Genomic DNA, 13755 nt, shown 5'->3' on the forward strand with positions numbered 1-13755 from the left:
TTTTTGTATTGGCGCCTATTATAATATATTTATAAATTTAATCTATGAATAAGTGATTTATAAAAACCCATCAATGGGCAATAAACTCAAAAGTGCGATATTTGTGCGATTTATTAAAGAGGTTTTTGGCTCTTTGGTGTAAATAACCTCTTGATTGTTTTCTATGGTTCGCCACTGCAATTGATAACTTGGGTTGATTTCTACTTTATAGGTTTGATGCAAAATATCTGGGCTGTTTTGCTTGATTATATCGTTATTAAGAGCTTTATGGATATGCCAAGCAAGCATATTATCATCAATTACCATGCCAAGTTCACTATTAATATTAGCTGAACGAGGGTCAATATTATAAGAGCCAATAAACACTGCTTGATTATCAATTGCAAATGCTTTAGCGTGTAAACTCTTTTTTGTCATAAATGATGGCTTATCATTGTGTTTGTTAATTTGATGTAAGCTATTGGCATTTGCTTTGAGTTCATAAAGCTGAATACCTGACTTTAATAAATCCTTGCGCCAATGCCCATAGCCCATATGCACCAAACGCACATCGGTAGCAGTGTAAGCATTTGTTAAAATGCTGATTTGCACGCCATTTTCGCTAAGCTGTTTTAAAATTTTTACCCCTTTTTTTGTTGGAGCAAAATACGATGAAATAATGCTCAAGCGTTTTTTGGGGGTAGGAAGCATATTGCGTAATTGAGTAACTAACAACCCATTTTCATCAGCATTACCGCTTAATTTTTTAACATCATCGGCCAAAAAATACATGCGAGCCCAACGTAGTGGCATTACATTTTGAATTAGGGTCGTCATCGAACTATTTTGGGTGGCGATTTGGTAAGTGCTAATTTCATTAGGGTTGAGTGTAAAATTAAACGCTGTAGGGCTATATTTATTTTGAGTTAAAACCTGTATATCAAATGATAAATTGGATTGCCAATAGCTCTCAAAGCTGGTTTTGATGTCGTCAATTACTTGCCCTGCAACTAGTACATCAAGGTCAGCAAACCTTCTTTTTTGATTGCTGTTTAAATATTCATCACCAATATTTCGCCCGCCAACAATACTCACTACATTATCAAAGGTCATGCTTTTATTATGCATGCGCGTTTGGCTTTGTCGTGGACGAGTAACAAAATTTAATTTACGGTATTTTCGATAAACCAAAGGATTGGCAACTCGTACGGAAATATTGGGATGGCTTGCAAAAGCGGTTAAAATCTTGTCGCGGCTAGGCGAGCTGTTAAAATCATCCAATAATAATCGCACCATAACGCCACGTTCGGCGGCAGCCCAAAGCTGTTTTAATAAAAAAATACCTGTAGTATCATCGTGCCAGATATAGTATTGAATATCAATACTTTTTTGGGCGGATTGAGTTAAAAGCGTGCGTGTGCTAAAAGCATCTGAACCTGAAGCAATTAAACGATAGCCTGATAAATTGGGATGTTGAGCTGATTGTTGTTTGATATTTTGTAAAAATGCTGATTCAGATGTCGTGCTTTTTAGCGCATAAGGCTGATGATCTAATGAATTTTTTGGTAAATGTGGATTTTTTGGTAAACCCTGACAAGCTACCAACAGACTGATGTAAATTGTAGATGCCCAAATTTTAAACAATTTAGAGCGAATATTGTCTTGTTTTATTGCCATTAATTAATCTTCAATTAAGGAAAATTCTTCACTGTATAAGCTCCAATTAAGCTTGGTTCGGCAGGCTTGGTAAAAATCGATGCCAATAGGGTGTAACAATATCAATGATTTATCATGTTTAGTAATCAAAAGTGTTTGGTCGCTTTTTAATGGCACACTAGCTTCCCCGTCAGAGCTTACCATCGGCTGGGTACGATTATCTTTATTGATATTAATGCTAATTTTGCTGGTGCCTGTAACTACGATTGGACGGCTAGATAATGTGTGTGGATGCATGGGCGCAAGACAGATGGCGTCTAAGTTTGGATGAATAATAGGGCCGCCTGCAGACAAAGAATAAGCGGTGGAACCTGTTGGTGTGGAGATAATCAGACCATCAGCATGTTGGCGATATACGGCAACATTATCAATTTTTAGATTAAAATCAATAGTATGTACTGATTTTCCAGCATGAAGTACAACATCGTTTAAAGCAAAACTTTCATGAAAAACACAAGGTTTGTCATAATCATCTTGTCCTAATATCTGCATTTTTAATAAAAAACGCTCATCAGTGTGATAGTTGCCTTGTAGGATTTGCAATAATTGTTCTTCTAATTTGTCAGGATTGACATCGGCTAAAAATCCTAAACGACCACGGTTAATGCCTAAAACAGGAACACCTGTACCTGCTAATAGCGAACCAGCCTGCAAAATAGAACCATCACCACCAACGACAATTACCAAATCACAGTATTCGCCCATCCGCCAACGTGGCACAATCTTGATATGATGCTCATCTGTGTGATTAAAATCTATTAAAATTCCTTCAATGCTAGCGGTGCTGGTGTCAATAATTGTTAAAAGGTTCCATCGATGCAATAGCTCAATAAGCTGATTAAGTGTGGTGGTGATACTTTTTTTGCCCGCCCGTCCAATCAGTCCAATTTTTTTAAAATGGCTGCGTGTTAAAGTGTGCACTGTGGTCATGGTTTTTGATGGATAAATTAAGGTAGGCGTATCATACCGAAAGTTTTTCATAAGCTCAAGAAAAACAAGTGCTAAGATAAAATCGTATACAAATTTGTAACTATCTTTTAGGTCTATTGTAAAATTTTATTAAGTTTGTCCAAAATTGATTGATTTATTTAATCATTTATTGTATAAGAAAAGTTCTCTTATATTTTGATTTATTGGTTAATTTTAAAGGAAAACTATGGCAAACCCAATTATAAGCCGCACTGAACTTGCTGTTGGTGCTGTTCCAATGACGGTTAATGGCGTGGTCAAAAAAACTGCATTTTTATTAGGGCTATCCGCTTTTGTCGGTTTTGGTATCTTCTTTTTTACGTTGATGGGCGCAATTGCACCAGGCATGTTGTATATACTAGCGATTGTTGCTGTTTTTTCAGCAATGGGCATTGGGCTTTTGATGGCGTTTAAACCACATTTAGCTAAGACATTATCAGTTCCTTATGCAATGATTGAAGGAGTGTTTTTAGGGGCAGTCAGTGCGGCAGCTTACTATAAAGCACCTAGCGTTCCTTTGATGGCATTATCTGCAACCTTTATTACTGCAGCGGTGATGCTAACTTTATACACAACAGGCATCGTAAAAGTGGGTGAAAAATTTCGTTCCATCATCACATCAGCAACCATTGCCATTGCTATTGTGTACTTTATCCAGTTAGGCATGAGCTTAATTTTTAGTAGCAGTATTCCAGGACTTTTTGGTGGCGGTTTGATTGCCATTGGTTTTAGTGTATTTGTTACTATTATCGCATCCTTTAATTTGTTGCTTGATTTTGATAATGTAGAACGCAGTGTCAGTTATGGTGTAGACCAAGAATTTGAATGGGTGCATAGCGTTGGTATTTTGGCAACATTGGTTTGGATGTATGTTGAAATGTTGCGTTTAATTGGCTATCTACAAAACGATTAATTGTTAATAAAATAAAAAATATCCTCAACAAAAGAGGATATTTTTTCTTCATAAAAAAAGTGGTGAAATGTATCACCACTTTTTTATTGTGAGTTAGCCTTTTAGCTGGTCAGCAAAAATATCACCTAATGTTTTAGGTTGATTTTCGGTAGCGGTATTTGATAACTCTTTGATGGCTTGACGCTCTTCAGCTTCATCTTTGGCTTTGATAGACAAAGTAATGCTTCTTGATTTGCGGTCAGCACGAACGATTTTAGCTTCTACTTCCTCGCCAACGTTTAGTACTTTACTAGCATCTTCGGTGCGCTCACGAGCAATATCAGCAGCTGCCAAATAACCTTCCACTTCATCAGCTAGAGCAACGATGGCACCCTTGGCGTCCACTTCTTTTACGGTGCCCTTAACGATAGCTCCACGCTCATTAGCGGCCAAGTATTCGTTAAATGGGTCAGAATTTAGCTGTTTAATGCCAAGACTGATGCGGTTATTTTCAGCGTCAACTTGTAGTACTTGCGCTTCTACAGTTTCACCTTTGCTGTAGTTGCGGATGGCATCATCGCCACTTTCAGTCCAAGAGATATCAGACAAGTGAACCAAACCATCAATACCGCCTTCTAGACCAATGAACAAGCCAAAGTCAGTGATTGATTTGATGGTACCTGTGATTTTGTCACCTTTAGAGTACTTTTTGTCAAACTCTTCCCATGGGTTTGCCATGGTTTGTTTGATGCCAAGGCTGATACGACGGCGCTCACCATCAATTTCAAGCACCATAACATTGACTTCATCACCAACTTGAACAACTTTTGATGGGTGAATATTTTTGTTGGTATGATCCATTTCTGAAACGTGTACCAAGCCTTCAATGCCTTCAGCGATTTCAGCAAAACAACCATAGTCGGTTAAGTTAGTAACGCGAGCTTTTGTGATAGTGCCAACTGGGTAAGTTTGCTCAACTTCGCTCCAAGGGTCAGCACCCAATTGTTTTAAGCCAAGGCTAACGCGGTTGCGTTCACGATCAAATTTTAATACTTTAACAGTAACATCTTGACCTACTTCAACAGCTTCTGATGGGTGCTTGATGCGTCTCCATGCCATATCAGTGATGTGTAATAGACCGTCAATGCCACCTAAATCAACAAATGCACCATAATCGGTTAGGTTTTTCACCACACCTTGTACTTCCATGCCTTCTTCAAGTTTAGCAAGCAATTCATCGCGTTCTGCTGAGTTTTCAGCTTCCATGACTGCGCGGCGAGAAACAACGATATTGTTGCGTTGTTTGTCAATTTTGATAACTTTGAATTCAAGTTCTTTGCCTTCAATGTGAGCGGTATCACGTACAGGGCGTACATCAACCAATGAACCTGGTAAGAAGGCACGTACTGAGCCAATTTCAACCGTAAAGCCACCTTTTACTTTAGAAGAAATAAGACCTTTAACGATTTCATCATTTTCGTGTAACTGCTCAAGCATACGCCAGCTTTCTTCGCGCTTAGCTTTTTCACGAGAAAGAATGGTTTCGCCCATGCCGTTATCAACTTTTTCAACGACAACATCAACTTTGTCGCCGATGGCAACTTCAAGTTCACCACTTTCATTTAAAAATTCGCTGCGAGCGATGAAGCCTTCTGATTTTAATCCAGTATCTACGGTGATACGTTCATTATCAATAGCAACAACTACGCCAGAGATAACAGCACCGATTTCAACTTTTACTTCGTTTGCGTTCTTTGCTTCAAACAGTTCAGCAAATGATTCCATTTATGTTTACCTTTAAAAATACCCGTAGCCTGTCCAGTCAGTACGGTTCTTGTGAACGTCCAAATGATGCAATACTGGCTTTGGCATGGATTTGGACGCAAATAAAAGTAGGTATTTTAGCAAACTTTTAGCACAATTACACGTTTATTTGCGGAATTTATGAAATTTATACAAAAATTTTCTAAAATTTTAATTTTTTTTGACAAAATGTTACAACTTGGTTAAAGACTTCATCAGCAGTTAAATTGGAGCTGTCAATCTCTAAAGCATCACTTGCGGCGATTAAGGGGGCAACTTCTCGTGTTTTATCTCTTTCGTCTCGTAGTAGGATGGTATTTAAAATTTCATCAAAATCTGCGGCTTGCTCTAATTGCTCTAATTGCAGAACACGTCTTTTGGCACGAGATTCAGCGCTAGCGGTTAAAAAAATTTTAACATCGGCATCAGGAAAAACCACCGTTCCCATATCACGACCGTCAGCTACCACGCCTGTTTGCTTCATATTTTGCTGAACCATAAGAAGGGCGTTACGAACTTTTGGAAAAAGGGCAACTTTAGATGCGTAATTACCAACCGTTTCTGTGCGGATATTGTCTGTAAATAACTGATTGTCAATATAAATATCTACCATTTTGGTATTAGGATTGGGACGAAAAGTTAAAGATAAATTTTGGGTCATTTGAGCTAAAGCATCTTCATTAGGCGCTGCTGTTAATAGACCTTTTTGATAAGCTAAAAGCCCAACGATGCGATATAAAGCCCCGCTGTCTAATAAAGGTAGATTTAAATGCACTGCCAAACGATAGGCTAATGTGCCCTTGCCTGAACCGCTTGGACCGTCAATGGTAATGATGGGTTGTTTTTTTTGCATAATTTTCCTAATAAACGTTTTTAATCGATTTGGGGCTTTGATTTTTTAGCAAGTCGCCTTTGTTTAAAAAAAGAACTTAATAACTTGGAAGATTCTTCGGCAAAAAGACCGCTTACAATGGTGATTTTGTGATTAAAATAAGATTTTTCCATAAAATTCTCTTGGCTAATCACCGCACCTGCTTTGGGTTCTGTCGTAGCAAAAACTACTCGTGAAATGCGAGCATGTACCAGCATGCCTAAACACATGGTGCAGGGCTCTAACGTTACATATAAAGTACTGCCTTCAGGTACGCGGTAGTTTTTTAAATGCTGACAGGCTTGGCGAATGGCGACAATTTCAGCATGAGCAGTTGGGTCAGAGGTGCTGATTGGGCAGTTAAAACCTTCCCCAATAATTTGATTTTGATAAGTAATCACTGCACCAACAGGCACTTCACCAAGAACTGCCCCTGTATTCGCAAGAACCAACGCTTGTTTCATCATCTGCGCATCAAAGTCAGTCCAAAACAAGCATAAACTTAAGTCAAAAATTGTTGATGAATTTGAATGCCAATTATTGAGAAAGTTGCCAATTGATGGGGGTTTTACCATGTTCTATTAGATAAGTATTAGTCTTGGAAAAAGGTTTTGTGCCAAAAAATCCACCACGATTTGCTGATAGTGGTGATGGATGGCTTGCAGTTAATACTAAATGACGATTGGTATCAATAAAACGCCCCTTTTTCTTAGCAAAACTGCCCCAAAGAATAAAAACAGTATTTTGAGTGTGGGTGTTAATTGCATCAATGACCGCATCCGTAAAACTTTCCCAACCTTGGTTTTGGTGACTGCCAGCTTTGCTGTCTTCAACGGTTAAGGTAGCATTTAATAATAGAACGCCTTGTTTTGCCCATTCCGTTAAATCGCCGTGTTTACTAATGGCAATACCTAAATCCAAAGACAGTTCTTTTAAAATATTTTGCAATGATGGTGGCTTTGGAATAATTTTAGGTACACTAAATGACAATCCCATAGCTTGTCCTGCGCCATGATAGGGGTCTTGCCCTAAAATAACCACTTTTACTTGAGACAATGGTGTTAGATTAAATGCATTAAAAATTTTGTCTTTAGGTGGATAAATAGTCTTTTGCTGCTGATATTCGTGTTGTAAAAACTCGCGTAAAGCACTCATATCCTTGCTTAATAAAGCATCAGCTAATACCGTTTTCCAATCATCTGGAATTTGAGCGCGGTTTAAAATTTCTTGTTCTACTGGGGTGTAAGTTTTCATATGGTTTTATCCAATTGGTTTGGGTTTGCTTGCACAACAACCGTTTTGGTCAAAGTATCATGCCAACCTTGTTTGGTGGAACTGTTGTTTGCCATAAAATAATTAATGGCTAACATCAATAACGCTGGCAATCCTGAAAAAAACAACATTCCTATGATATAAATGCAAATCAAGAATATTGTTCGCATAAACAACAGCGTAAAAAGATTTGGGGTTTTATAGGTAGTAGGATTGACCACCCGAATGCCCATCACCATTTTACCAAAAGATTGTCCGCGTTTAAAAATCAGTAATAACTGCATACCCAATAGGACAAACAACATGGTATGACTGATGTTTAAAGTGCTAGTAGGGATTTGACTGGCAAGTTTGTTAGAATAAGCAAAAATTTCACTGGCATTTGATGATTGACCTAGTGCATTGGCATCAAATAGACTTAAAAAAGCAATCAATAAAGGCATAATCGCCAAAAGATACAGTAATGTATTGATTCCAAAAGCACAAAATCGTTGACTGATACTAGCGTATTTGACCGCGGTATCTTTGGATAATACCACGGTAATTTTTTGGGGTTGAGCAACCGGTTTACGGCCATATAGCTTGTCTACATCTGGGCGGTTTGAAGTTTGATGCGGATAGATGTCTACATTGTCTCCAAAACCACGATTGGGTGGCGAAGTGCTTTGAATAGGGGGCTGATTGGGCTGATAAAATAAACGTCCACCAGTTACCTCACCAACTGTTTGCCAATTTGACATGCCCTTATGCCAGATTAAATCATCCAGTAAAACCTCACCAGATGCTAACATGGTGTTGATTTGCTCAAGAGTATAAGGCCCAGCCTGAACGTTATTTCGTGCCAGATAAATTTTGGTGATTGTCATAATATCTGCTTGTTAAAAAATACGGTTTAGCCCATTAAGCGCCGCCACACGATAGGCTTCTGCCATAGTGGGATAGTTAAATGTGGTATTAACGAAGTATTCCAAAGTATGCCCACATTTCATTACTGCTTGCCCGATATGAATAATCTCAGAAGCGTGGTTGCCATAACAATGAATGCCTAAAATCTCCAAAGTTTCACGATGAAAAAGTATTTTTAAAACTCCAGAGCGTTCCCCGATAATTTGGGCTCGAGCTAGGTGTTTAAAAAATGCTTGACCAACTTCATAAGGTATTTTATCGGCAGTGAGTTCTTTTTCAGTTTTACCAATACTTGAAATTTCAGGAATGGTGTAAATGCCTGTGGGTACACTGGAGATAAATTCAGCATGTTTATCACCAACCATAAAACCAGCAGCATTTCTTCCTTGGTCATAGGCAGCCGATGCTAGAGAAGGCCAACCAATCACATCACCTACTGCGTAGATATGAGGGGCGGCGGTGCGATAAGTTCGATCAACTTCCAGTTGCCCGCGACTATTGGCTTTTAAACCAACTGCTTCAAGATTTAAACCATCAGTATTACCAGAACGTCCATTACACCATAAAATAGCTTCAGATTTGATTTTTTTACCGCTTTTTAAGTGCAAAATCACGCAGTCATCAAAAGTTTCTAGACGGTCAATTTCTTCATTATTACGAATTCGCACTCCAAATTGGCGAAAGTCATGACTGAGTGCATCTGAGATTTCGTCATCTAGGTAACTCAAAAGTTGGTCTTTATTGTTAATTAAATCAACAACATAGCCAAGACCTGTAAAAATAGATGCATATTCACAACCAATGACGCCCGCACCATAAATGATGATTTTACGAGCTACATAGTCCATCTGTAAAATTTTATCTGAGTCAAAAACACGTGGATGGTCAAAGTCTAAAATATCAGGGCGATAAGGGCGAGAACCAACAGCAATGATAGCCTGTTCAAAGGTAATGGAACGGTCGGTTTCAGCGTCTAAGTCGTCAATATCTAAAGTGTGTTCATCTCTAAAACTACCCCAACCCTGAATAATATCAATCCCATTTCTTTGATAAAATAGTTTATGGGTGTTTACTTGGCTTAAAATAACTCGGCGAGCTTTGCTCAATACTTTATTTAATGGCACTGAAAAACTGTCAGTAATCGAGCTAAATAGCGGGTCGCGACGAATACCAATAACATTAAATACCGATTGACGCAGGGCTTTACTAGGGATAGTGCCAACATGAGCACAGTTTCCGCCAACTTGTTCACGTGGATCAACCACCGCTACCTTTTTACCCGATTTTGCAAGTTTCATTGCCGCCGCTTCGCCTGCAGGACCTGCACCCAGCACCACCACATCATAGTCAAAACTGTGTTTAGTCTTTTGCTTGGTAGTTTTTAGGGCAACACGTTGTCCATCTAAGGGACTAATAAGGTGGTGGATTGGGTCTTCATGAGTGGTGCTGATGGCAATTTTGGTAGAGTTTTTCGCGTCACCATCTATTTTTGAAGCATTGACTTTAATGGTATCATTCTCTTTTTTGGTTTTGATAACTTCGCTGCTGATTGGATAATTGGATGAATCTTTTTGGTTTTTTGCTATTGACATAATCAATCCTAAATATTGTGAGCTTTGTTGGACAGCTAGGTTTAAACAACTAATTAATACGTCGAGACAGTCCAGTTATTTGCAAAATACGTGTGGCAATCTCTTCGATGGACATTTCAGAAACATTTAAATTAGGAATTTTTTGGGTGGTGTAGATGGCTTGGATAGCGCGCTGTTCTTCTTGACATTGGGCAAGACTGGCGTAACGGCTTCCTGCCTTTCTTTCTTGACGGATACGCACCAAGCGCTCAGTATCAATTGTTAGACCAAATAATTTATGGCGATAAGGTTGCAAGGCTTTGGGTAATCGATTGCTGTCTAAATCATCTTCAGTAAAAGGATAATTAGCAGCACGAATACCAAATTGCAAAGCAAGATACAAAGAAGTGGGCGTTTTTCCTGAGCGAGAAAGTCCAATTAAAATAATATCAGCACCATCATAGTGTGTGGTACGCGCGCCATCATCGTTGTCTAAGGCAAAATGCACCGCATCAATTCGGGCTTTATAATCGTCAGAATCTACGCGTCCATGCGCCATACCAGAATGTGGATTGGGAGTGTGCCCAATTTCATCAGCAATGCGAGTGATTAACCCTTCATAAATATCCAAATTGCAGGCGGGCGCTTCATTGATAATGTTGCGAATATCATCGCTGACAATGGTGTCAAAAACTAAAGGTTTTAATTGCGTTAAACGATAAGCTTCCTCAATACGCTTGACGGCATCTCGGGCTAATTCTAGTGTATTAACATAAGGAATGATTTTTATATCAAATTGCACATCACCAAATTGACTTAAAAGTGACCGACCAAGCGTTTCTGCAGTGATTGCCGTACCATCTGAGATAAAAAAAGCACTGCGTTTTGGTGTGTTTTGATTGGGATTGGGTTGAGTGAAATTTTGATTTTCATTATAAATATACATAACAATCCTTGGTAGTAATGGCGTGATGGTGCAACAAACACAAAACAAAAGTCTTGGCAAGTATAGCATAAAATAAATTAAGTATAAATGCTAAAATATCCATCAAGTTACATTGCAGTTATTGTACAATAATGATACAATTTGCTACTTTCTATTTAATAAATCTTCAATATGTTTTCTTTTTTATCTATAGAATTTTCAATATGTTTTACAGTATTTTTTGCTGTATATTGGTTATTTTATAAAAAACCGCAAATTCAAAATTTCTTATTACTATTATTTAGTTATTTTGTTGTTTATAAAATGGCAGGTTGGCTGGCAATTAGTATTTTAGCTGGTTTTACTTTATTTATTTTTATAATTAATCAAAAAATTTATCGTACAAAATTAGCATATCAAGAATTGATTGATGAAAAAGAAATAGAACCTGAAGAAATTCATTCGGCAGGTAAGGGCTGGTTTATTGTAGGTATTTTATTATCTTTAATAAATTTAATCTTATTTAAATATTATGATTTTTTTGCTACCAATATTCGTACGATGTTAGAGTCTTATAATTTGGATAGCTCATACATTTTGGTTAATATCATTTTTCCTTTGGGTATTTCTTATTATACCTTTCAGGCAATCAGTTATTTACACACCACATATAAAAATACAGATAACCCAAAAAGCCTGACATTTTTACAGACGTGCGTTTATTTTTCATCTTTTATGACCATTAGTGCAGGACCAATTGCGCGCATCGACAATACCAAAGGATTAAATGATGTACAGGGCAATCCATGTGGTATGTATGAACAGATTACAGTCCAATCGCCAAGAAAACCTTTACTACCAATCTTAGCCTTTTCATTGTTGATTTTGGCATTATTAAAAAAATGGTGGCTGGCTTCTTATCTGGCAGATATCTGGGTAAATCCTGTATTTGCAAATCCTGAAGGATTTCATAGTTTAGAGATTTTAACAGCAATTTATGGTTATACTTTGCAGTTATTTTTGGATTTTTCAGGCTATAGTGAAATGATGGTAGCATTTGCTTTATTATTGGGGTTTAAAATCCCCATGAATTTTGATCAGCCATTATTAGCGCATAATATTCGAGAATTTTGGGATAGGTGGCACATTAGCTTATCAACTTGGATTCGAGATTACATTTATATTCCTTTGGGTGGCAGTAGAAAAGGGCTTAACAGAACACAAATTAATCTAATCATTGCTATGGGATTATCAGGTATTTGGCATGGTTCAACTATTAATTTTTTACTATGGGGGCTTCTGCATGGTGTAGCGATTAGTTTATTAAATATTGGTGATAAAATATGTCAAATCCTATCAGGTCAAAAAAAGCAAAGAAATTTTTTAGCAAATAGTGGGGTTTTTGGAAAAATCATCAGTGTTATTATCACTGTTCATTTTGTTGCCTTTGCCTTTGTATTTTTTAGAGCAACAACGTTTGATGAATCCAGATTGATTTTTGAATCTTTAGTTTATAATTACATCAATGTTGCTTGGGTAAACAACCCTTTATATTTGTTATTTATATTATCAATTGCTTGGATGATTTATCCTTTTTCTAAATCAATTATGAAAAGCATTTATCATATCATGATAAGAATTCCTAGTATTATTTCCTATGTTTTGCTGTTTATTTTATTTATGATAATTGTGGTTTTTGCGCCTTCTGGTATTCCTGGGTTTATTTATGCAAACTTTTAATTCATGGCTGGAATTGATAAATGAATACGTTACATGATGACTTTGATGATGATTACAATGATGAAGATACAAGTTTTTATCATGTAATTTTAATTTTATTTTTCTTGATGGGTGCATTAGTTTTGTCGTTTTGGATTATGCAAAACTCCATTAATTCGTATTATAGCCAAACTTATCATAAAAATAGCCCGCTGGAAAATATTGATCACCCGATTTGGCTTGCTGGAGCAGAAATTGGAAAAACTTTTTACGATGCTCGTGATAATTTAGCAGATAATATTCAGGCTTATAATCAAAATGTAATTGATGATTTTAATGAAAATTATGCCTATACGCCAGAATATAAAGTATTTTTGGAAAAAAAGCAGCAAGAAGAGGCAATAAAGAGACAAGCAGAAGAAGCATTGAAAAATCAACAAATGCTATCTAGCCAAAAACAAGAACAATTGCAAACCTTATTAACCGTAGATAAATCTAAAAAAGTATTGTTTGCTGGTGATTCTATGATGCAGGGCATCGCGCCATATATGCAAAAATCTTTGCAAAATCAACAAATTCAATCTATTAATTTAAGCAAACAAAGTACTGGTTTGGCATACCCTAAATTTTTTGATTGGCCAGCAACCATTAAAAAAACGTTAATGGAGCATTCGGATATTCAAGTTTTGATGGTTATGCTTGGGCCTAATGACCCATGGGATATGCCAAAAGCAAGTGGTGGTGCTTATTTAAAATTTAATAGTCCAGAATGGAATCAAGAATATCAGTCACGAATTGCCCAAATTATTAATTTTGCAGAAGAAAAAAAGGTAGGTGTGATTTGGATTACTCCGCCAAATATGAAAAAATCATCACTGAATGAACAAATGATTCGCCTGATTTCAGTTATGAACGAAGAGTTAAACCGTCATAATGTGAAAGTGATTGATTCTAGACCAATCATGGGTGGTGATTCGAATATTTATAGTGATTATTTGTTACAAAATGATAAAAAAATTAAAACACGCAGTAGTGATGGTATTCATTTTTCACCACAAGGGCAACAAATTCTTGCTAATGAAGTGTTATCATATTTAACTATAAAATAATTTTTTGATAATAAATGATGAGT

Annotated in this window: 13 protein-coding genes; 4 read left to right on the plus strand and 9 right to left on the minus strand. The window is 37.0% G+C overall.

Annotated features, from left to right (window positions below):
• Positions 1 to 57: 57 nt before the first annotated feature.
• Together ACZBKJ_RS06230 and ACZBKJ_RS06235 are read right to left on the minus strand one after the other, a co-directional pair.
• Positions 58 to 1656: a phospholipase D family protein gene (locus tag ACZBKJ_RS06230; RefSeq protein WP_463200088.1), complete on the minus strand. Its 1599-nt coding sequence runs from the start codon at positions 1654 to 1656 to the stop codon at positions 58 to 60.
• Positions 1657 to 1659: 3 nt separating this feature from the next.
• Positions 1660 to 2625 carry an NAD(+) kinase gene (locus ACZBKJ_RS06235; RefSeq protein WP_463200156.1) on the minus strand — a complete coding sequence of 322 codons (966 nt, stop codon included), beginning with the start codon at positions 2623 to 2625 and terminating at the stop codon, positions 1660 to 1662.
• A gap of 226 nt (positions 2626 to 2851) precedes the next feature.
• Here ACZBKJ_RS06235 and ACZBKJ_RS06240 point away from each other — a divergent pair, with 226 nt between their 5' ends.
• Positions 2852 to 3577 (plus strand): Bax inhibitor-1/YccA family protein, encoded by a 726-nt coding sequence (locus tag ACZBKJ_RS06240; RefSeq protein WP_463200089.1) that lies wholly within the window; start codon positions 2852 to 2854, stop codon positions 3575 to 3577.
• Positions 3578 to 3670: 93 nt separating this feature from the next.
• Here the strand turns inward: ACZBKJ_RS06240 and rpsA are convergent, their stop codons facing one another.
• Positions 3671 to 5341: a 30S ribosomal protein S1 gene (gene rpsA / locus ACZBKJ_RS06245; protein ID WP_463200090.1), complete on the minus strand. Its 1671-nt coding sequence runs from the start codon at positions 5339 to 5341 to the stop codon at positions 3671 to 3673.
• Positions 5342 to 5343: 2 nt separating this feature from the next.
• Between rpsA and ACZBKJ_RS06250 the strand changes: the two genes are divergently transcribed.
• A complete protein-coding gene (locus tag ACZBKJ_RS06250) occupies positions 5344 to 5472 on the plus strand; it encodes a hypothetical protein (RefSeq protein ID WP_463200091.1) in 129 nt (42 codons plus the stop codon).
• 50 nt (positions 5473 to 5522) lie between these two features.
• Here ACZBKJ_RS06250 and cmk read toward each other — a convergent pair whose 3' ends face one another.
• The 6 genes from cmk to ppsR all read right to left on the minus strand — a co-directional run bounded on the left by cmk (position 5523) and on the right by ppsR (position 10925).
• On the minus strand, positions 5523 to 6212 hold the full coding sequence (gene cmk, locus ACZBKJ_RS06255; protein ID WP_463200092.1) for a (d)CMP kinase: 690 nt from the start codon (positions 6210 to 6212) through the stop codon (positions 5523 to 5525).
• 20 nt (positions 6213 to 6232) lie between these two features.
• The gene (gene tadA, locus ACZBKJ_RS06260; RefSeq protein WP_463200093.1) at positions 6233 to 6697 is read right to left on the minus strand and encodes a tRNA adenosine(34) deaminase TadA; all 465 of its coding nucleotides are present in this window, start codon (positions 6695 to 6697) and stop codon (positions 6233 to 6235) included.
• A gap of 70 nt (positions 6698 to 6767) precedes the next feature.
• On the minus strand, positions 6768 to 7484 hold the full coding sequence (ung, locus tag ACZBKJ_RS06265) for a uracil-DNA glycosylase (protein WP_463200094.1): 717 nt from the start codon (positions 7482 to 7484) through the stop codon (positions 6768 to 6770).
• On the minus strand, positions 7481 to 8368 hold the full coding sequence (locus ACZBKJ_RS06270) for an RDD family protein (protein WP_463200095.1): 888 nt from the start codon (positions 8366 to 8368) through the stop codon (positions 7481 to 7483). Before ACZBKJ_RS06270 ends, ung begins: the two co-directional genes overlap by 4 nt.
• Positions 8369 to 8380: 12 nt before the next feature.
• Positions 8381 to 10000, minus strand: coding sequence for a Si-specific NAD(P)(+) transhydrogenase (gene sthA / locus ACZBKJ_RS06275; protein ID WP_463200097.1), 1620 nt, complete (start codon positions 9998 to 10000; stop codon positions 8381 to 8383).
• A 49-nt stretch (positions 10001 to 10049) separates the two neighbouring features.
• Positions 10050 to 10925 (minus strand): posphoenolpyruvate synthetase regulatory kinase/phosphorylase PpsR, encoded by an 876-nt coding sequence (ppsR, locus tag ACZBKJ_RS06280; RefSeq protein WP_463200098.1) that lies wholly within the window; start codon positions 10923 to 10925, stop codon positions 10050 to 10052.
• Between the two features lie 303 nt (positions 10926 to 11228).
• Between ppsR and ACZBKJ_RS06285 the strand changes: the two genes are divergently transcribed.
• Together ACZBKJ_RS06285 and ACZBKJ_RS06290 are read left to right on the plus strand one after the other, a co-directional pair.
• On the plus strand, positions 11229 to 12644 hold the full coding sequence (locus tag ACZBKJ_RS06285; RefSeq protein WP_463200099.1) for an MBOAT family O-acyltransferase: 1416 nt from the start codon (positions 11229 to 11231) through the stop codon (positions 12642 to 12644).
• A 20-nt stretch (positions 12645 to 12664) separates the two neighbouring features.
• The gene (locus ACZBKJ_RS06290) at positions 12665 to 13732 is read left to right on the plus strand and encodes an SGNH/GDSL hydrolase family protein (protein WP_463200100.1); all 1068 of its coding nucleotides are present in this window, start codon (positions 12665 to 12667) and stop codon (positions 13730 to 13732) included.
• Positions 13733 to 13755 lie beyond the last annotated feature (23 nt).

The organism is Moraxella sp. I5G, from assembly GCF_055193055.1.

What these genes read in the sequence shown, in the direction of transcription:
- ACZBKJ_RS06230 (WP_463200088.1), bottom strand. Translation starts at nt 1,656, where the DNA reads ATGGCAATAAAACAAGACAATATTCGCTCTAAATTGTTTAAAATTTGG.
- ACZBKJ_RS06235 (WP_463200156.1), bottom strand. Translation starts at nt 2,625, where the DNA reads ATGACCACAGTGCACACTTTAACACGCAGCCATTTTAAAAAAATTGGA.
- ACZBKJ_RS06240 (WP_463200089.1), top strand. Translation starts at nt 2,852, where the DNA reads ATGGCAAACCCAATTATAAGCCGCACTGAACTTGCTGTTGGTGCTGTT.
- rpsA (WP_463200090.1), bottom strand. Translation starts at nt 5,341, where the DNA reads ATGGAATCATTTGCTGAACTGTTTGAAGCAAAGAACGCAAACGAAGTA.
- ACZBKJ_RS06250 (WP_463200091.1), top strand. Translation starts at nt 5,344, where the DNA reads ATGTTTACCTTTAAAAATACCCGTAGCCTGTCCAGTCAGTACGGTTCT.
- cmk (WP_463200092.1), bottom strand. Translation starts at nt 6,212, where the DNA reads ATGCAAAAAAAACAACCCATCATTACCATTGACGGTCCAAGCGGTTCA.
- tadA (WP_463200093.1), bottom strand. Translation starts at nt 6,697, where the DNA reads ATGATGAAACAAGCGTTGGTTCTTGCGAATACAGGGGCAGTTCTTGGT.
- ung (WP_463200094.1), bottom strand. Translation starts at nt 7,484, where the DNA reads ATGAAAACTTACACCCCAGTAGAACAAGAAATTTTAAACCGCGCTCAA.
- ACZBKJ_RS06270 (WP_463200095.1), bottom strand. Translation starts at nt 8,368, where the DNA reads ATGACAATCACCAAAATTTATCTGGCACGAAATAACGTTCAGGCTGGG.
- sthA (WP_463200097.1), bottom strand. Translation starts at nt 10,000, where the DNA reads ATGTCAATAGCAAAAAACCAAAAAGATTCATCCAATTATCCAATCAGC.
- ppsR (WP_463200098.1), bottom strand. Translation starts at nt 10,925, where the DNA reads ATGTATATTTATAATGAAAATCAAAATTTCACTCAACCCAATCCCAAT.
- ACZBKJ_RS06285 (WP_463200099.1), top strand. Translation starts at nt 11,229, where the DNA reads ATGGCAGGTTGGCTGGCAATTAGTATTTTAGCTGGTTTTACTTTATTT.
- ACZBKJ_RS06290 (WP_463200100.1), top strand. Translation starts at nt 12,665, where the DNA reads ATGAATACGTTACATGATGACTTTGATGATGATTACAATGATGAAGAT.